17 protein-coding genes are annotated in these 18065 nt (G+C 68.1%); 8 read left to right on the plus strand and 9 right to left on the minus strand.

Annotated elements, in window-relative coordinates:
- Position 1: 1 nt before the first annotated feature.
- The 5 genes from ACQPYS_RS20860 to ACQPYS_RS20880 all read right to left on the minus strand — a co-directional run bounded on the left by ACQPYS_RS20860 (position 2) and on the right by ACQPYS_RS20880 (position 4484).
- Entirely contained in the window at positions 2 to 565 is a 564-nt protein-coding gene (locus ACQPYS_RS20860) for a hypothetical protein (RefSeq protein ID WP_063041649.1), read from the minus strand.
- An 87-nt stretch (positions 566 to 652) separates the two neighbouring features.
- Entirely contained in the window at positions 653 to 2245 is a 1593-nt protein-coding gene (locus ACQPYS_RS20865) for a cobyric acid synthase (RefSeq protein ID WP_433490533.1), read from the minus strand.
- Complete coding sequence (gene map, locus ACQPYS_RS20870) at positions 2242 to 3105, minus strand: type I methionyl aminopeptidase (RefSeq protein WP_433490534.1); 864 nt, start codon at positions 3103 to 3105, stop codon at positions 2242 to 2244. The genes ACQPYS_RS20865 and map overlap by 4 nt, the downstream gene beginning before the upstream one ends.
- Before the next feature lie 81 nt (positions 3106 to 3186).
- The gene (locus ACQPYS_RS20875; RefSeq protein ID WP_084481751.1) at positions 3187 to 3960 is read right to left on the minus strand and encodes a GntR family transcriptional regulator; all 774 of its coding nucleotides are present in this window, start codon (positions 3958 to 3960) and stop codon (positions 3187 to 3189) included.
- A 164-nt stretch (positions 3961 to 4124) separates the two neighbouring features.
- Positions 4125 to 4484 (minus strand): DUF4254 domain-containing protein, encoded by a 360-nt coding sequence (locus ACQPYS_RS20880; protein WP_063041769.1) that lies wholly within the window; start codon positions 4482 to 4484, stop codon positions 4125 to 4127.
- Between the two features lie 768 nt (positions 4485 to 5252).
- Between ACQPYS_RS20880 and ACQPYS_RS20885 the strand changes: the two genes are divergently transcribed.
- The 6 genes from ACQPYS_RS20885 to ACQPYS_RS20910 all read left to right on the plus strand — a co-directional run bounded on the left by ACQPYS_RS20885 (position 5253) and on the right by ACQPYS_RS20910 (position 11008).
- Positions 5253 to 6890 (plus strand): class I adenylate-forming enzyme family protein, encoded by a 1638-nt coding sequence (locus ACQPYS_RS20885; RefSeq protein WP_433490535.1) that lies wholly within the window; start codon positions 5253 to 5255, stop codon positions 6888 to 6890.
- 125 nt (positions 6891 to 7015) lie between these two features.
- Positions 7016 to 7885: a helix-turn-helix domain-containing protein gene (locus ACQPYS_RS20890; protein WP_433490536.1), complete on the plus strand. Its 870-nt coding sequence runs from the start codon at positions 7016 to 7018 to the stop codon at positions 7883 to 7885.
- Between the two features lie 165 nt (positions 7886 to 8050).
- Complete coding sequence (locus tag ACQPYS_RS20895) at positions 8051 to 9376, plus strand: APC family permease (RefSeq protein ID WP_433493093.1); 1326 nt, start codon at positions 8051 to 8053, stop codon at positions 9374 to 9376.
- A 99-nt stretch (positions 9377 to 9475) separates the two neighbouring features.
- The gene (locus ACQPYS_RS20900) at positions 9476 to 10003 is read left to right on the plus strand and encodes a hypothetical protein (RefSeq protein WP_063126668.1); all 528 of its coding nucleotides are present in this window, start codon (positions 9476 to 9478) and stop codon (positions 10001 to 10003) included.
- 69 nt (positions 10004 to 10072) lie between these two features.
- Positions 10073 to 10567 carry a peroxynitrite isomerase gene (locus ACQPYS_RS20905; protein ID WP_431939790.1) on the plus strand — a complete coding sequence of 165 codons (495 nt, stop codon included), beginning with the start codon at positions 10073 to 10075 and terminating at the stop codon, positions 10565 to 10567.
- A gap of 213 nt (positions 10568 to 10780) precedes the next feature.
- A complete protein-coding gene (locus ACQPYS_RS20910) occupies positions 10781 to 11008 on the plus strand; it encodes a hypothetical protein (RefSeq protein ID WP_063041664.1) in 228 nt (75 codons plus the stop codon).
- A 23-nt stretch (positions 11009 to 11031) separates the two neighbouring features.
- On the opposite strand, the gene ACQPYS_RS20915 is transcribed toward ACQPYS_RS20910, so the two are convergent.
- From ACQPYS_RS20915 to ACQPYS_RS20930, 4 genes are all read right to left on the minus strand, one after another.
- Complete coding sequence (locus ACQPYS_RS20915) at positions 11032 to 12819, minus strand: penicillin-binding transpeptidase domain-containing protein (protein ID WP_433490537.1); 1788 nt, start codon at positions 12817 to 12819, stop codon at positions 11032 to 11034.
- A 62-nt stretch (positions 12820 to 12881) separates the two neighbouring features.
- Entirely contained in the window at positions 12882 to 13745 is an 864-nt protein-coding gene (locus ACQPYS_RS20920; protein WP_431939792.1) for a GNAT family N-acetyltransferase, read from the minus strand.
- A 124-nt stretch (positions 13746 to 13869) separates the two neighbouring features.
- Positions 13870 to 15027, minus strand: coding sequence for a flavodoxin-dependent (E)-4-hydroxy-3-methylbut-2-enyl-diphosphate synthase (gene ispG, locus ACQPYS_RS20925; protein ID WP_433490538.1), 1158 nt, complete (start codon positions 15025 to 15027; stop codon positions 13870 to 13872).
- A 180-nt stretch (positions 15028 to 15207) separates the two neighbouring features.
- Entirely contained in the window at positions 15208 to 15477 is a 270-nt protein-coding gene (locus ACQPYS_RS20930; protein ID WP_063041667.1) for a DUF2631 domain-containing protein, read from the minus strand.
- Positions 15478 to 15551: 74 nt separating this feature from the next.
- Here ACQPYS_RS20930 and dxr point away from each other — a divergent pair, with 74 nt between their 5' ends.
- Together dxr and ACQPYS_RS20940 are read left to right on the plus strand one after the other, a co-directional pair.
- Positions 15552 to 16712 carry a 1-deoxy-D-xylulose-5-phosphate reductoisomerase gene (gene dxr, locus ACQPYS_RS20935; RefSeq protein ID WP_157107447.1) on the plus strand — a complete coding sequence of 387 codons (1161 nt, stop codon included), beginning with the start codon at positions 15552 to 15554 and terminating at the stop codon, positions 16710 to 16712.
- A 125-nt stretch (positions 16713 to 16837) separates the two neighbouring features.
- Positions 16838 to 18040: a M50 family metallopeptidase gene (locus ACQPYS_RS20940; RefSeq protein ID WP_063041669.1), complete on the plus strand. Its 1203-nt coding sequence runs from the start codon at positions 16838 to 16840 to the stop codon at positions 18038 to 18040.
- Positions 18041 to 18065: the final 25 nt, after the last annotated feature.

Consider the following 18065-nt stretch of genomic DNA (forward strand, 5'->3'; position numbering starts at 1 on the left):
ATCACCACATGCTGGTGCGCAGCACGATCTCGGTCGCGAACTCCTGATCGGCTTCGGTGGCGACATTGTCGACGTCGACACCCACCACCCGGAACTCGCCGTACACGTGGCGGCCGGAACTGTCGGCCACCGGCCGCGGCAGCCGTTTGGTCACCAGCACGGTGGTGGGCAGTTCGACCGCCGGACATCCGGCGTCGAGCACCGCCCCGTCGCCGTCGGGTACGGCCGGATGCCCGCGATCGGCGACCACCAGGCTCACGAAGCGACCGAAACCCTTCGCGCAGACCTCCCATGCCACGCTCGCGCCGGCACCCCGGCCCGCCACATTGACCCAGGGCACGCCGATCTCATCGAGGGCCGCGTACACCCCGCCGGTGTCGAGTCCCTCGGCCGTTTCGAACACGATGGTCCGCAGATCGGAACTGTGCAGACGTGCGCACACCCGGTCGTAGACGTCCGGGGGATCACCGGAATCGGGGAGCAGCAGCACGCTGTGCTGGGTCACCGGCCCGTCCACCCGCACCGTCCAGTCCCGGTCACCGACCGCGATGCGCCGAGATTCCATGCCGGTTGACGCTACACCGCTCGCCCCCGCCGTGGGGTCGCCCGGGTCGACCGCGCCGAGATCGTGACGCCGGCCCCGCGGCGGCGCTCAACCCGCTCCCGACAGCGCGTCCAGCGTGGCACCGATACTCGGCAGCCCGGCGGGGACACCCTCGGCGAGGAGCCGGTCCAGCCCGGCGACATCCAGATGCCCGGACACCAGATCGGCCAGCAGGTCCAGTTGTGCGGCCCGCACCGCCGCCACCCGGGTTCCGGGGGCCACCGTGAACCCGGCGCGCCCGGCGCACCGGGCGACCTCGGTGAGCCAGCCCCGCCGGAATTCGTCGGATTTTAGGAGCCCGTGCAGATGGGTGCCCCAGACCGCGCCGCGCACCCCACCCTCCGGGACGCGCTCTCCGGTCACCGGGCCGGCGCCGCCCGCCGCCTCCGCCCAGCCGGTGAGGTACAGCCACGGCCGTTCGGCGGTACGCCGGACCAGACCGTGATGGATCTCGTATCCGGCCGCGGTCGTATCCCCCGCGTCGGCCGCGGCCGTCCGGCGCAGCACCTTCTGCCGGCCGAACTCGATATCCATATCGAGCAGTCCCAGACCGGCGACCTCCCCCACACCCGATTCCACGGTGTCCACGATCCGGCGGCCCAGCATCTGATACCCCCCGCAGATGCCGAGGATCGGTCCGCCCGCCGCGGCCCGGCGGATCAGCGCCTCGGCGATACCGGTACGCCGCAACCAGGCCAGATCGTCCACGGTCGCCTTGCTCCCGGGCAGGACGACCAGATCGGCGTCCACCAGCGCGGACGGGTCGCTCACCCAGCGCACCGAGACGCCGGGCTCGCAGGCCAGCGCCTCCACATCGGTCGAATTCGATATCCGCGGCAAGCGCACGGCGGCGACGGTGAGCCATTCGCTACCGATCGGGGCGGCGGGGCGGCCCACCGCGGCGCCGGCCACGGTGCCCAGCGAATCCTCGGCATCGATCCACAGCTCGTCGCAGTACGGCAGCACCCCGAGTGTCGGCCGTCCGGTGCGCGCGGTCAGTTCGTCCAGGCCCGGCCGTAGCAGCTCCACATCGCCGCGGAACTTGTTGATCACGAATCCGGCGATCAGCCGTTGATCCTCGGGTTCGAGTACCGCGAGCGTGCCGAAGAGATGCGCCAGCACCCCGCCCCGATCGATATCGCCGACCACGAGCACCGGTAACTCCGCGGCGCGGGCCAGACCCATATTCGCCAGATCTGTGGCGCGCAGGTTGATCTCGGCCGGCGAGCCCGCCCCCTCACAGATCACCACATCGAACTCCGCGCGCAGCGCGGCGAGTTCGGCGGCCACCACCTCGCGCAACCGGGTGCGATGGGTGAAATAGTCCGCGGCGCCCACCGTGTCCACCACCCGGCCGCGCACCACCAGTTGGGACCGCCGGTCGCTGCCCGGTTTCAGCAGGATCGGGTTGAACCGCACGCTCGGTTCCAGCCCACACGCCCTGGCCTGCAGTGCCTGGGCCCGACCGATCTCCCCGCCGTCCAGGGTGACCACGGAGTTGTTCGACATGTTCTGCGCCTTGAACGGCGCCACCCGCACCCCACGCCGCCGCAGCATCCGGCAGATACCGGCGACCACCACGCTCTTGCCCGCGTCGGAGGTCGTTCCGGCGATCAACAGCGCCCCGCCGGGCCGGCTCACGGCAGCGTGAGGATTTCGGCGCCGGTCTCGGTGACCACCAGGGTGTGCTCGAACTGGGCCGTCCACTTGCGGTCCTTGGTGACCACGGTCCAGCCGTCGTCCCAAATCTCGTAGTCGATACCGCCCAGGTTGATCATGGGTTCGATGGTGAACGTCATTCCCGGTTCGATCACCGATTCGACCGCGGGCTGATCGTAGTGCAGGATCACCAGGCCACTGTGGAAAGTCGGCCCGACCCCGTGGCCGGTGAAATCCCGGACGACGCCGTAACCGAAACGGTTCGCGTAGGACTCGATCACCCGGCCGATCACATTCAGCGCCCGCCCGGGACGGACCGCCCTGATGGCCCGCGCGGTCGCCTCTTCGGTGCGTTCCACCAGCAGTTTCACCTCTTCGTCGACCTCACCGGCGAGGAAGGTGGCATTGGTGTCGCCGTGCACACCGTGGATGTAGGCGGTGACATCGATATTGACGATGTCACCGTCCTGGACCACGGTACTGTCGGGGATACCGTGGCAGATCACCTCGTTGAGCGAGGTGCAGCACGATTTGGGGAAACCCTTGTATCCGAGCGTCGAGGGGTAGGCCCCGTGGTCGCACATGTATTCGTGCGCGATCCGGTCGAGTTCGTCGGTGGTGACGCCGGGGGCGACCGCCTTACCCGCCTCGGCCAGCGCCCGGGCGGCGATCCGCCCGGCGATCCGCATCTTCTCTATGGTCTCCAAGGTCTGTACCCAGGGTTCGGAACCCTCCTTGGCCGTTTTCTTCCAGACGTACTCCGGCCGTTCGATCCCACGGGGGACCTCGCGGATCGGAGTGGGGGTTCCGGGAAGCAGCGGCTGGCGGGTACGCACGGACATGCGCTCCAGAGTAGTCGGCGCAGGCCGGGCGGTCGCCGGGAACGGTCCCACCGGTGCCGCACGCCCCGCGCCGGCTCCGCCTCAGCGGACGCGGCCGCCCGTACGGACCTCGAACGCGACCCGATCGCCCCGGTAGAGCGCGGCAACCCGTTCGATCGGACGACCCTGGGTGTCCATTCCGCGGCGCACCACCCGGATCAGCGGGACCGCGGGCCGACAGCCGAGCAGACCGGCTTCCCGGGGCGCGGCGAGCACCGTCTCGATACGTTCGGTGGCGCCGCCGTATTCGACACCGGATCTGCCGATCGTCGCCGACAGCGAACCGAGCGGATCGAAACCCGCGCGCAGCCAGCCGAAACGGTCCAGCGAGAGATCGATACGTTCCAGCGCGATCGGTTCGCCGTCGGCGTGCAGCAGACGTTCCAGCGTCATGATCGGGGTGGCGAGCGGAAGTTCCAGGTCGCGGGCGATTTCGGTATCGGCCTCGGTGTCCTCCCACGAGAGCAGACTGCGCACGACCCCGGATCCGTCCTCGACGGTGGGTTCGGGCGCCAGCGGTCTTACCACCTTCGGGCGGGCCAGCACGGTCCCGCGGCCCTGTCGGCGAATACGGCCCTCCACCGCGAGATCCCGCAGGGCGTGCCGGACGGTTTCCCGGGCGACTCCGAAACGCCCGGCCAGTTCCCGTTCCGCGGGTACCCGGTCGCCGGGGCGTAGCTCACCGAGCATCGTGTCCAGTTCGGCCCGGACCCGGTAAACCTTCGACAGGGCGGCGATTCCCGGCACCGCGGCTGCCTCTGTGTCGAGCTCTTCGCGCGCCGTCACGGCGCTTACGACCCCTTCGGTCTGCCTCATGGCAGAAACTACCTCCAATTGGCCTGTACCGATACGGTAACCGAACGTTCGCCGTCTGGTCACCTCAGGTCTAGGCCATTCGACAATCTATGGTCTTTCGCGTGCCCAACTCAGAGGTTCGACGACGTTCAGCGGACTGAACGTGGCGGTGATCCGCCGAACCTCTACTGCACCGGCAGCCGCCGGCGCCCGCCCGCCACCTCGGCGATCAAATCGGTGTAACCGTCGACGAGTTCGGCGAGGTGGTACCAGTGCCGGTGCGTGCTGTCGCTGCGCACCCCGTCGGCCTCGATCGCTTGATTCGCGGCCACCCAGCTGAGCGCCATCCGGTCGATCACCGCACCCAGACTTTCGGTGTGCAGGGAGGCGCCGTTGCGGTGCTGCGGCATCCTGCGGGTGATCCAGTCGTTGATGTCGTCCACGAGTTCTGTTCTACGACAATCAATTTCCGCTATCTGCGCCATATCTCGAACTTGCGCGCGGCGCTTGTGCAGTTCGACCAGCGCGTGCGCGAAGCGCAACAGCACACGCTCCTGGACCCGCCTGCCTTGGAAGGCGCACAGCAGCTGTGGCGCAGTCGGCAGGGTCCCCAGAGTGGGTGCGCTCATCCGCACCCCTCGAACTCACCCGGCACCATCACACTCTGTACCAACATGATCGGCTCTCGATTCGGTAATCCCGGACATCGGATCGTTGTTCACAACAAGGCTAGCTGGATCATGCTCTTACATATGCAAGAACACAAGACTTCGGTATGCAATGTTGCGAACAGCGTCGTGCGCGAGCCTAGCGATCCCTTCCACGGAACCTGAAAGCGGTCCCGCCGAAAACGCGTACCCGCCAAGATCCTTCCCGTCGGCGGTCCGAATCCCCGCCGCTGCGAACCATACCCGGCCCGAACCCCGGACCAGGCGCGACGGCGCGTTATGCGACCACATCGCAACCGTGCCGAGATCTGGGCGCGGCTCACACCAGGAACCATACCGACCCCTATGGTGCTGCGACACAACGCCCCCCGGACGTATCGCCCGCCGTTACGGGCCTTCCGCGGGGCGCCGGCACACGGCCGGACCGGAACCCGCGGTGGTCATCTGGTCTTACACCGGGGATGCACGCGCGACCGCGCAGCATCGATTGCCAATCGTTTGCCGATTCGTCCGGATGCGCTGGATCATGGCTCATTCGCCGAGACGAGGCGAGCTCCCCGTGCGCCCGTCCATGACGGCCGGTCACCACTGCGCCCGCGCTGTGCGGTATGGATTCTGGGGACAGTCGCCGACAAGGATGTGGACATGAACAGCGACCCCGACCCACGAGCCGCGCAGGCGGCCGCCGAGCTCACCGGCCCCGGTGGACCGTTCGAGCTGTCCACCGAGACGGTGCTCGGCGCACCACTCGCCGTCCGGCGACACCGCCACCGCTCGCTGCGCGAACTGCTCGACCACTCGGAAGCTTGGGGCGGACGCGACTATCTGGTCACCGCCGACCGGCGGATCTCGTTCGCCGAGCATGCCGCCGACGCACAGGCACTGGCCCGCGCGCTGGCCGACCGGTACGGGGTCGGCCGCGGCGACCGGATCGGCATCCTGGCCGCCAACGGCCCCGACTGGGTGATCGCCTTCTGGGCGGCGCAGTGCCTGGGCGCGGTCGCGGTCGCGTACAACGCGTGGTGGGCGGCGCCGGAGGTCGAATTCGGTATCCGGCACACGGAACCGGCGGTCGTCGTCGCCGACGACCCCCGTGCCGCCCTCGCCGCGGGCCACGGCGTGCCCGTGCTCGGCACTACCGCGGACCTACCCCGGCTGATCGCCGAATTCCGGGGCCGGGCCCCGGTGATACCGGTCGACGAGGACGATCCGGCCGTCATCCTCTACACCAGCGGAACCACCGGCCGCCCCAAAGGGGTGGTACACACCCACCGCAACCTCATCGCGATCGCCGACTACCACCGCTACACCGACGCGCTCGGCGCGGCACTGGCCGGCCGCGCCCACCACGAGCCGAGCGATAAGCGCTTCCTGCTCACCTCCCCCCTGTTCCATATCGCCAGCCTGCACAATCTGATAGTCCCCCGGCTCGCCACCGGCGCGGCGGTGATCGTGCACACCGGGGCCTTCGCGGCCGAACGGGTGCTGTCGCTGATGGCGCGGGAGCGCGTGACCAACTGGGGCGCCGTACCGACTCTGGCCGCCCGGCTGCTGGAACACGATCCGGCCGGTTACGACCTGTCGGCGCTCACCGCGCTGTCCCTCAATGCCGCCCCCTCCTCACCGGCCTTCCAGCAGCGCCTGCGCGCCCGGCTGCCCGGCACCGGAATCGCACTCACCACCAGTTACGGCCTCACCGAGGGCGGTACCGCCGCCACCGTGGCCACACCCGCCGAACTCGCCGCCGACCCGGAGACCGTCGGGCGGCCGATTCTCGGTGTCTCCGTGGAGATCCGCGATCCCACGGGGGCCCCGGTGACCGAGGGCAGCGAAGGCGAGATCTGGGTGCGCAGCCCATACGTCATGCTCGGCTACTGGCGGGACGAGGTCGCCACCGCCGCGGCGATCGACGGTGAACGCTGGTTGCGGACCGGTGATTTCGGCACCCTGGTCGACGGCCGGCTCCGAATGTCGGGGCGCCGTATGGATCTCATTCTGCGCGGCGGAGAGAACGTGTATCCCACCGAGATCGAGAACGCCCTCGACGAACATCCCGCGGTCCGGGAATCGGCGGTCCTCGGTGTGCCCGACGACGATCTGGGACATCGGGTCGCGGCGGTGGTGGTGGCCGACGATCCGGACACCCTGGACGCCGGCGAACTGCGCGCGTTCGTCGCCGAGCGGCTGGCGTACTTCAAGGTCCCCGAGCGCTGGACCATCACCGCGACACCACTCCCGCGCAACGCGACCGGCAAGGTGCTGCGCCGGGAGATCACGCCATGAGCACCGGTTCGTGACCACTGCTCACCCCACTACCGGTCTTTCCTCGTTATTGTTGCTCGACAGGAGGCGCGGCGGGCGAGGATCGTGGTAGGCGGACCGCGCCGGGCGCGAGGGAAAGGGATGACATGGCAGGCAAACGCACCGTCCTCACGGCGGGTCTGCGCCGGCTCTCGGTGCTGCTGCTGGAAATGCGCGACGACGCGAAGCTGAGCAAGGAGGACGTCAGCGCGCGAACCGGCATCAATGTGACCACGCTCTACCGCATCGAGACCGCCCAGGCCCGGCCCCAGCGCCGCACCCTCATGACCATGCTCGACCTCTACGACGTCGACGAGGCGCGGCGCCAGGAGGCGCTGGAATTACTGTCGGACGCACAGAAACCCGGGATGTCGCGGCCCTACGAGGCCAGTCTGTCGGAGGTGTACGCCGCGTACATCAATTTCGAATCGGTGGCGTTGTCGGCCCGGCATTATCAGACCTCCTTCATCCCCGGACTGTTGCAGACCGAGCAGTACGCCATGGCCGTGATCGATACGTGCATGCCGAAATTGGAGGCGTCGGATCTGGAGCGGCGCGCCCGGGCACGGATGGACCGGGCAGCGGTACTGGCCAAGGACGAGCCGCTGGAACTGTGGGTGGTACTCGACGAGGCCGCCATCCGCCGGATAGTGGGGGGCCCGGCGGTCATGAGCGGCCAGCTGCGCCGGCTGGCCGAGGCGACCAAACGCAAGAACGTGATCCTGCAGATCCTGCCCTTCGACGCGGGCGCGCACCCGGGTATGGCCGGGTCTTTCACGATTCTCGACTTCCCCGACCCGACCGACCCCGAACTGGTCTATGTGGAGGGCATCTCCGGAGACGCTCTCATCGAAGGCCACACCGAGATCCGGCGATTCGGTGTCATGTTCGACCAATTGCGAGCGATGGCCCTGAGTCCCCGGGATTCCGGCGTACTGATCGCCGAAGCGGCCGCGGCGGCCGAAGCGCTGGCCTGACCCGTGCACGGCCCGTGAACGAGGAGTTCGGACCATACCGAGTGGGTATCCATCTCTGAACCGTCCGATTCAGGGCTCGCACGGCCACTGCGGAGATGAGGGGTTCTCTTGGCAGACGTCACCGACCGGACCGATCCGGCGCAGCAACCCGAACTGAAACGGGTCATGGGCCCGTGGCTGCTGTTGCTGTTCATCGTCGGCGACATTCTCGGTACCGGTATCTACGCACTCACCGGCCGGGTGGCCGCGGAGGTCGGCGGCGCGGTGTGGATTCCGTTCCTGGTCGCCTTCGCGGTCGCGCTGGTCACCGGGCTCAGCTATCTGGAGCTGGTCACCAAGTACCCCCAGGCCGCCGGCGCCGCGCTCTACACCCACAAGGCGTTCGGGATCCATTTCGTCACCTTCATGGTGACGTTCGCGGTGATGAGTTCCGGTATCACCTCCGCCGCGACCGCGGCCAAGGCCTTCGGGGCGAATTTCGCCGAAGCCTTCGAATTCGACGGCAAGGGCCCCCTGCTCACCGTGATCGCGCTGGCCTTCATGGCGGCGGTCGCTGCGATCAATCTGCGCGGCGTCGGGGAGAGTGTCAAGGCCAATGTCCTGCTCACCTGTGTGGAACTGTCCGGTCTGCTGATCGTGGTGTGTATCGGGCTGTGGGCCCTGGGATTCGGTAACGGCGACTTCGGCCGGATCATCGAATTCGACACCGGTGACCGCACCGCGTTCGGCGGCGTCATCGCGGCGACCACATTGGCCTTCTACGCCATGGTCGGCTTCGAGGATTCGGTGAACATGGCCGAGGAGACCAAGGAGCCCAACAGAATCTTTCCCAAGATCCTGCTCACCGGGTTGCTGATCACCGGAGCGATCTATGTGGTGGTCTCCATCACGGCGGTGGCGCTGGTCCCGCCGGACCAACTCGCCGAGGGCGACACCCCGCTGCTGCAGGTGGTGGAGATCGGGGCACCCGGATTCCCCACCCAGCTCTTCGCCTTCATCACAATGTTCGCGGTGGCCAATTCGGCCCTTATCAATATGCTGATGGCCAGCCGGCTGCTCTACGGTATGGCCAAGCACAAGGTGATCCCCCGGGTGCTGGGCCGGGTCAACCGGAGTCGGCGTACCCCGCATATCGCGATCCTGTTCACCACCCTGCTGGCGTTCGGCCTGCTCGCCTTCGTCGACCAGGTGCCCGAACTCGGTGGCACCACCGCGCTGCTGCTGCTCGCGGTGTTCACCATCGTCAACATCGCGGTCCTCGTCCTCCGGCGCGACCGGGTGGCCCACGAGCATTTCCGCACCCCGACAGCGCTACCGGTGCTCGGCGCGGCGTGCTGTGCGTATCTGGCCACCCCCTTCACCGACCGCAACCCTCAGCAGTACGCCATCGCCGGGGTGCTGCTGCTCATCGGCGTCGTACTCTGGGCGTTCACCACGTTGTGGAACAAACAGCACAATGTCCGGGCCTTGGGCCCGGGAGTCGATATCTAGCCACCTGTCCCATCTTCCGCCCAGGTCGCCGGTTTCCCACCGGTGCTCAGGAATTCGCGGAAGTGACGAGTCGACGCGCGATCGGTAACGTATTCGCCGATGACAAGCATGGACGCCAGGTTCGGCGATGCGGCTGGGTCGGTGCCCCTGCCCAGCCCGTGGGACCTCAATGCCTACCTCGCCGAGGTGGCCGCGCACCGGAAGCGGCCGATCTCGTTGCAGCCGGCCCACCGGTCGGCGCTGGCCGATCTGGGATGCAACGGCAACGGCCTCTGGATAGCCCGTAAGAACGACGACATCATCGTCTACGACGCGTCCGCCTCCGGCCGCAATGCCGACCACATCGTGTTGCACGCGATCGGCCATATGCTGCTGGGGCACGGCGGCCCGGGTGCCGAGGACCCCGACACCACCCGCATCTCGCTGGGTGCGCTCAACGCCTCACTGCTCGACGCTCTGGCCACGATCGCCCCCGGATCGATCACGCAGATCCTGGGCCGCGACGATTTCGGCCCCGACCGGGAACGCGAGGCCGGTGTCTTCGCCGAGATGACCATGGTCTACGCGGCGCTGCCCCGGCGGCGCACCCGCTCCTTCTGGCCCTTCGGCCGCCGCCGCAACAAGTAGCGGCAGATCCGGCGCGCCCACCCGGCACGGGTACTGGAAAGACCGGTCGAGGGTCTACGCTTGTGGGCCGTGGCCGAACCGCAGACACCCGCCCCGCATCCCGATGTCGCCCCGCTGGCCGGATTGCTCGGTACCTGGCGCGGTCGCGGCCAGGGCGACTACCCGACGATCGAACCCTTCGGCTATCTGGAGGAGATCACCTTCGGGCATCTGGGCCGGCCGTTCCTGACCTACCGCCAACGCACCCGGCACGCCGACGACAACCGGCCCCTCCATGTGGAGACCGGATATCTGCGCTGCGCCGGTCCCGACCGGGTGGAGCTCATCCTCGCCCATCCCACCGGGATCACCGAGATCTGCGAGGGGAAACTCACCCTCGGCGACGACGAGCTACGCCTGGAACTGGAGTCGACCGCGATCGGTCTGAGCAGCACGGCCAAATCGGTGACCGCCCTCAGCCGGACCGTGCACATGCACGGCGGCGTCATCGACTACACCCTGCAGATGGGTGCCGTCGGCCTGCCGATACAGGATCATCTGGCGGCGAGTCTGCACAAAATCTGAATGGAACGTAACGAGTGGATCACAGATAACGTGGCCGGGGTCACGATTTGCTCGTCATCGATTTAATCCACCTTTCCTTCTTGTCTCGGTGGGTACTCCCCGCTTAGGTTGGCCTGAGCAGCAAATCAGCAGATAACTCTTCCGCAGAGCCCGGTCGCCAGCAGCAATCCGAGCTCGCTGTCTGTCGAACCTCTGAATCGGAGGGAGCCGGAAATGAAGCGTTTCACCGTTGCGTTCATCACTGCCGGATTGATCCTGGGCGGCGCCGGGGTCGTCGAGATCCTGGGGACCGATACCGCTTCGTCGGCACCGGTCGACGATCGGACCGTATCGGTCGTCGCGCCCGCCCGGGTCAGCGATTCGGTGACAACCGATACCCGCATCACCGATATCGGTCACCGTTATGCGACCGCGTCGGAAACCGGGTCCTTCGGACAGTGACGGGGCCCGCGTAGCGAGCGGTATCAGTATCCCGGGGGCAGCGCCGCCAGCATATCCCGCGTCACCGCTACCGCGTTATCCGAACTTCCACCTCTGACCAGCAGCGTCGCGAAAGCGATATCGCCTCGGTACCCGACGAACCAGGAATGCGAACCTCCTTCCACTTCCGCTTCGCCGGTCTTACCGAAGACCTCCCCTTGATCGGCGATGCGGTCCGCGGTGCCCGCGACGACCACCTGTCGCATCATTGCCCGCAGCCCGCGCACCACATCCGGTGCGAGGGCGGGTCGTGGACGGTCGACCACCGTCTCCCGGCCCGCGATCAAGTAGGGGGTCGGCGCCGATCCCGAGGCGACGGCCGCGGCCAGGAGCGCCATACCGAACGGGCTCACCACCACCCGCCCCTGACCGATCCCGTCCTCGGTGCGCTGGGTGCGGTCGTCGGTCGCGGGCACCGATCCGGAGAAGGTCGGCAATCCCACCACCGCATAATCCGGTCCGATACCGAAAGCCGCCGCACTGTCGGTGAGCGCGGATTCCGGCAATTCACTGGCCAATCGGGCGAACGAGGTATTGCATGAGCGCGCGTACGCGGTGGTCATCGGTACATCGCCGACGGAGAAGCCGTTGTAATTCGGAATCATCCGCTCGCCGATCGTGACCGCGCTGGGGCAGGAGACCACGGTGTCGGGCGTCGCGATACCCTCGTTCATCGCGGCCGCTGCGGTCACCGTCTTGAACACCGACCCGGGCGGGTACTGGCCGATGGTGGCCACCGGCCCGTCCCGGTCGGCGGACGCGTTCTGTGCCACCGCGAGAATGCCGCCGGTCGAAGGCTCGATCACCACCATCATGGTCTGTTCCCGGCGCCCGTCGACCGCGCGCTGCGCCGCGTTCTGGATGCGGCGGTCCACACTCAGCGCGAAGGACGGCGCCGGCTGCGCCGCCACCTCGTACAGCACTCCGGTCTCGGCACCGCCGGCATTGCGGGCCACCACCCGCCAACCCGACCGGCCGTCGACCTCGTCGATCACCGCCTGCCGGACCTGGGTCATCAGATCGGGGGCGAATTTCCGGTCGGTGGCCGCCATATCCCACTCCTGGGTCACCCGCACGCCCGGCAGCCCGATGAGCCGGGGACCGGCCCGGCCGAACTCGACCTCGTTCAGCACGATCACCGTGTACACGCCGTCGGCGGCGCGCGCGGAATCCAGGATGCGCTCCGGGGTGAGCCGCTCGTCGATATCGGCCAGGACCTCGGATAGAGCCGCCGCCACCCGATGCGGGTCGGCACTGTCGGCGGCATCGAAGGTCACCCGCGAGACGGTGCCCGGAACCAGGACATCGCTACCGGACTGTTCGTTGACCCGGGCCCGCGGCGCGGGCTGTATCGACAGCGCCATGGTCTGGGTATCGCCGAGTCGCGGATGCACGGCCACGCCGCTCCAGCGCACCGTCCAGGCACCCCCGGTGCGCACCATCGGTAACTGCCCCGCATAAGTCCACGTGCGGCTGCCCGGCAGCCGCCATTCGTAGGTGTAGTCGACGGTGGCGGTGTCACCGGTGATGTGGGCGGCGCCGGTATCGGCGTGCAACTCTTCGGCGCCCAGTTCTTCCCACGCCGAAGACAGTGCGGCGAAAGCCTTTTCGGGCCGGGTGGTCCGATCGGCGGCCGCCTCGATATCGCGCGCGGCGAATGCCCCGAGAAAACCGTCCGCGGCGGTGATCGGCCCGGAGGAGCCCGCCGCACAACCGGTCACGGCGAGCGCGAGCGCCGCGACCGCGATCACGAGTACCGATCGGATCGTCATCGGAGCCGATGGTAGGCGACCGGAGCCGGTGATCACCTGCGGCACACCGGATCCGCCCGGGATCAGTCGAGCAGGACCGTGGCGAAGGTGGCGATCTGCCGGAACCCGACCGCCCGATAGGCCCGCCGGGCCACCTCGTTGTAGTCGTTGACGTACAGGCTGGCCGTACGCCCCGACGCGACGACCGCATTGGCCACCGCCGCCGTACCCGCCGTGCCCAGGCCCTGCCCCCGGTGTTCCGGATGCACCCAGACGCCCTGGATCTGCCCGGTGCGCCGGGACTGCGCGCCCACCTCCGCCTTGAATACGACCTCGCCGTCGGCGAACCGTGCCCAGGCCCGGCCGGCCTCGATCAGTCCGGCCACCCGGCGCCGATAGCCGCGCCCCCCGTCGCCGGCCCGGGGATCGATCCCGACCTCCTCTATGAACATCGCGATCGCGGCCGCGAGATACCGGTCGAGTTCTTCGGGACGGACCTGGCGTACCTGTGGGTCGGCGGCCGATACGGCGGTATCGGTCAGGGCCAGCAGCGGCTGTGCGCCCCGAACCTCCCGTTCCGGACCCCAGTGGTCGGCGAGCATCTCCCACAGCGGCAGCGCGAGTTCCTGCCGGCCGACCACCGATGAGCACATCCGGGGCCACCGGATGGCCCGGTCGGCGAAGGCGCGCAGCGCCTCACGGCCGCCGCGCAGCGGGATGAGATTCACCCCGGAGAAGCACAATGATTCCGACGGACCGCCATGACTCCACAGCTCACCCTGACCGCACCGGTTGTCCAGACCGTATTCCTGTAACCGGGCGGCGACCATGCAGGTGGCCACCGGATCATCATCGAGGACCCGGAGTACCTGGGCAAGGTCCCGCTTGGCGAGCTGACGCGCGGGAACGTATTTCGCGCGCCGGGTCGGCTCCAGCAGACTCCGCACCTACAACAGCCTGCCATGAACCGCACCGCGACGGTACGAATATCCGGAAAGCGTCAGCGCGCCGTGCACGGAGTGGGTAGCCCCGACCGGCTCGCCGGCGCGGCGAGCCGGGGGCGCGGGGAACTCAGCCCACGCTGATGACCGGCTGACCGGTCTCGGCGTCCTCACCCATCTCCTCGGCGATCCGCATGGCCTCTTCGATGAGGGTCTCCACGATCTGCGCCTCGGGCACCGTTTTCACGACTTCGCCCTTGACGAAGATCTGTCCCTTGCCGTTCCCGGAGGCGACCCCGAGATCGGCCTCCCGGGCCTCGCCCGGTCCGTTCACCACACAGCCCATGACCGCGACTCGCAGCGGCACTTCCAGGCCGTCCAGACCCGCGGTGACCTCGTCGGCCAGGGTGTACACGTCCACCTGCGCGCGACCGCAGGAGGGGCAGGACACAATCTCGAGTTTGCGGGGCCGCAGATTCAGCGACTGCAGGATCTGCCCGCCGACCTTCACTTCCTCGGCCGGCGGCGCGGACAGCGAGACCCGGATGGTGTCGCCGATACCCTCACTCAGCAGCGCGCCGAACGCGACCGCGGATTTCACGGTCCCCTGGAAGGCCGGACCCGCCTCGGTGACCCCGAGGTGCAGCGGATAGTCGCACTGCGCGGCCAGCTGCCGGTACGCCTCGACCATCACCACCGGGTCGTTGTGCTTGACCGAGATCTTGATATCGCCGAAGCCGTGCTCCTCGAACAGACTCGCCTCCCACAACGCCGACTCCACCAGCGCTTCCGGGGTGGCCTTGCCGTACTTGGCCATCATCCGCTTGTCGAGGGAACCGGCGTTCACCCCGATCCGGATCGGGATACCGGCGGCACCGGCCGCCTTGGCGACCTCCGCGACCCGACCGTCGAACTCTTTGATGTTGCCGGGGTTGACCCGCACCGCCGCACAGCCCGCGTCGATAGCGGCGAAGATGTAGCGCGGTTGGAAATGGATATCGGCGATCACCGGGATCTGCGATTTCTTCGCGATCACGGGTAGCGCGTCGGCATCCTCCTGCCGCGGGCACGCCACCCGCACGATATCGCAGCCCGATGCTGTGAGCTCCGCGATCTGCTGCAATGTCGCGTTCACATCGTGCGTTTTGGTCGTCGTCATCGACTGCACCGAGATCGGGTGGTCGCTGCCCACACCGACACCGCCCACCATCAACTGGCGGGTTCTGCGCCGCGGTGCGAGCACCGCGGCCGGTGCGGTCGGCATCCCCAATCCGATTGTGCTGGTCACTTTCGGCTGCCTACTTTCGTACTGGTCCGGCCGGTCGGTGCCGAGTGTAGTCCCGCCCCGACCGGGGGCCGCCGAGACATGGACAACAGTCGCGACCGGCACCAGCACGTCACCGGCACGTCACCTCGCCGTAGCCGGCCGTACCTCGCGCCGCAGGGCGGCCTGCGGCGCAGACGCCGATTACCGGGGCTTGCGACGCAGCACGATATCGCGGACCACGAGCACCGCCAGGGCGGCGGCAAATCCGACGAGGTAGAGATCCTCGACCTTGCCGTGGTGATTGCCCTTCAGCATGCCCAGCAGGATGATGATCACCACGACCGCGGCCACCTGGAACGTCCGGCGGGATTCCCCGCTCCAGCCCCAGGCCGCCGACGGAACCTCTGCGGGGTCCACCTTGGTGACGGCGACAGCCTTGTCGCTGGTGGGTTCGACTTCCGTGGCGGCCACGATCGCTCCTCCTCGAGAGAACGGATACTGCCCGATATCGTGGCATACGACCGCCCGTCGTAGCCAGCAGGGGCATGGTCGGTGACAATGAACAGGTGTCAGATCTCCGCAGAGTCCTCCTGCTCGGCAGCACCGGTTCCATCGGCACCCAGGCGCTCGAGGTGATCGCCGCGAATCCGGACAGATTCGAAGTCGTCGGCCTGGCCGCGGGTGGCGGGAACACCGAATTGCTCGCCGCGCAGATGGCCGCGACCGGCACGACCGCCGTGGCCGTGGCCGACCCGGCCGCGGGGGCCGAACTGGGAGTCGCCTTGACCGGGGCGGGCGCGGTGACCGAACTGGTCCGCCGTACCGAGGCCGATGTCGTGCTCAACGCGCTGGTCGGATCACTGGGCCTGGAGCCGACGCTGGCCGCGCTGGAAAGCGGCGCGACACTGGCGCTGGCGAACAAGGAGTCGCTGGTGGCCGGCGGCTCGCTGGTCACCCGGGCGGCGCGACCGGGCCAGCTGGTGCCGGTCGATTCGGAACATTCGGCGCTGGCCCAGTGCCTGCGCGGCGGGCGGGCCGAAGAGGTCGCCACACTGGTTCTCACTGCCTCCGGTGGGCCGTTCCGCGGCTGGACCACCGAGATGCTGGACGGGGTGAACCCCGCCGAGGCGAAAACCCATCCGACCTGGTCCATGGGTCCGATGAACACCCTGAACTCGGCCTCGCTGGTCAACAAGGGCCTGGAGCTGATCGAAACGCATCTGCTGTTCGGTGTCCCCTATGACCGCATCGAGGTCACCGTGCACCCGCAATCGATCGTGCACTCGATGGTCACCTTCACCGACGGCTCCACCCTCGCCCAGGCGAGCCCGCCCGATATGAAGCTGCCGATCGCCCTGGCGCTGGGCTGGCCGGACCGCGTGCCCGGAGCCGCCACGCCGTGCGATTTCGGCACCGCCGCCACCTGGACCTTCGAACCCGTGGACAACGAGGTGTTCCCGGCCGTGGAACTGGCCCGGGAAGCCGGTACCGCGGGCGGCTGCGTCACCGCCGTGTACAACGCCGCCAACGAGGTCGCGGTGCAGGCCTTCCTGGACGGCCGGATCCGCTTCCCGGAAATCGTGCGCACCGTGGCACAGGTTGTACACGACGCCGACCGGTGGCGCGCCGAACCCACCGAACTCGCCGAGGTACTCGCCGCCGACGAGTGGGCACGCGACCGTGCCCGTACCCTCGTACAGCGGTAACCGATGTCGCGAATGGTCGAGGCACCGCTCGCGGGCGGTTACTGTGGACACGTGCTCGCGGCCGCTCCGGTCTCTGTGCGGGCCGGGAGTAATGATCTGCGCACCGCAGGAGGGCTGTAGACCACATGCTGTTCGTGTTGGGGTTCGTGCTGTTCGCCCTCGGCATCACGATTTCGATCGCGCTGCACGAATGCGGGCACATGTGGACCGCTCAGGCCACCGGTATGAAAGTGCGCCGGTACTTCATCGGGTTCGGCCCGAAGGTGTTCTCCTTCCGGCGCGGCGAAACCGAATACGGCGTCAAATGGCTGCCGCTCGGCGGGTTCTGCGATATCGCCGGAATGACCGCGCTCGACGAACTCGAACCCGAAGAGGTCGACCGGGCCATGTACCGGCAGGCCACCTGGAAACGCCTCGTGGTGATGTCCGGCGGTATCGGAATGAATTTCCTGCTCGGCTTCCTCCTGATCGTCGTGCTGGCGGTCGGCTGGGGTCTGCCCAACCTCAACCAGCCGCCGGAGACCACGATCGGCGATATGAGCTGCGTCGCGCCGCAGAACCCCGACCGTACCCTCGGCACCTGTACCGGCCCCGGGCCCGCCCAGCGCGCCGGCCTCCAGCGCGGCGATGTGGTCACCGCGATCAACGGCGAGAGCGTGGACACCTGGGAGGAGTTCCAGACCCGCACCCAGCAGCAGAACGGACCGTTCACCTACACCGTCGACCGCGACGGGCAGACGCTGACCCTCGAGGTGGTCCCGGAGCAGGCCATGCGCTACCCCCGGGACGGCGGCCCCGGCCGGGAGGTGAGTGTCGTCGGCGTCGGCCAGGAGTTCCTCGAACCGGTCCAGTACAGCGTCCTCGGCGCGATTCCCGCTTCGGCCGCTTTCACCGGCGAGATGTTCATCCGTACTTTTCAGTCGCTGGCGCAGATGCCGGCCAAGGTGGCGTCGCTGTGGGACGCGGTCACCGGAGGCGAGCGCGACCGGGAGACCCCGGTCAGCGTGTACGGTGCCAGCAAGATCGGTGGTGAGACCGCCGAACGCGGTTACTGGAACGCCTTCATCCTCATCCTGGCCAGCTTGAACTTCTTCCTGGGCGCGTTCAACATCCTGCCGCTACTGCCGCTGGATGGTGGCCATATCGCGGTGGTGCTCTACGAGAAGATCCGCAACACCATCCGCGGGTGGAAGGGACTGGCCCCCGGTGCCCCGGTGGACTACCTCAAGCTGCTCCCGCTCACCTACGTCGCGGTCGTCGTCGGTGGTGCCTACATGTTACTCACTCTCGCCGCCGACATCGTCAATCCCATCCAGCTCTTCCCCTGATCGCGCATGAGTGTCGACGCGACCG

It is taken from the genome of Nocardia grenadensis, assembly GCF_050942415.1.
GTDB lineage: Bacteria > Actinomycetota > Actinomycetes > Mycobacteriales > Mycobacteriaceae > Nocardia > Nocardia grenadensis.

Excerpts from the sequence above, each read along its gene's own strand:
- ACQPYS_RS20860 (WP_063041649.1), bottom strand. The coding sequence starts at position 565 with ATGGAATCTCGGCGCATCGCGGTCGGTGACCGGGACTGGACGGTGCGG.
- map (WP_433490534.1), bottom strand. The coding sequence starts at position 3,105 with ATGTCCGTGCGTACCCGCCAGCCGCTGCTTCCCGGAACCCCCACTCCG.
- ACQPYS_RS20875 (WP_084481751.1), bottom strand. The coding sequence starts at position 3,960 with ATGAGGCAGACCGAAGGGGTCGTAAGCGCCGTGACGGCGCGCGAAGAG.
- ACQPYS_RS20885 (WP_433490535.1), top strand. The coding sequence starts at position 5,253 with ATGAACAGCGACCCCGACCCACGAGCCGCGCAGGCGGCCGCCGAGCTC.
- ACQPYS_RS20890 (WP_433490536.1), top strand. The coding sequence starts at position 7,016 with ATGGCAGGCAAACGCACCGTCCTCACGGCGGGTCTGCGCCGGCTCTCG.
- ACQPYS_RS20895 (WP_433493093.1), top strand. The coding sequence starts at position 8,051 with ATGGGCCCGTGGCTGCTGTTGCTGTTCATCGTCGGCGACATTCTCGGT.
- ACQPYS_RS20900 (WP_063126668.1), top strand. The coding sequence starts at position 9,476 with ATGACAAGCATGGACGCCAGGTTCGGCGATGCGGCTGGGTCGGTGCCC.
- ACQPYS_RS20910 (WP_063041664.1), top strand. The coding sequence starts at position 10,781 with ATGAAGCGTTTCACCGTTGCGTTCATCACTGCCGGATTGATCCTGGGC.
- ACQPYS_RS20915 (WP_433490537.1), bottom strand. The coding sequence starts at position 12,819 with ATGACGATCCGATCGGTACTCGTGATCGCGGTCGCGGCGCTCGCGCTC.
- dxr (WP_157107447.1), top strand. The coding sequence starts at position 15,552 with ATGGTCGGTGACAATGAACAGGTGTCAGATCTCCGCAGAGTCCTCCTG.
- ACQPYS_RS20940 (WP_063041669.1), top strand. The coding sequence starts at position 16,838 with ATGCTGTTCGTGTTGGGGTTCGTGCTGTTCGCCCTCGGCATCACGATT.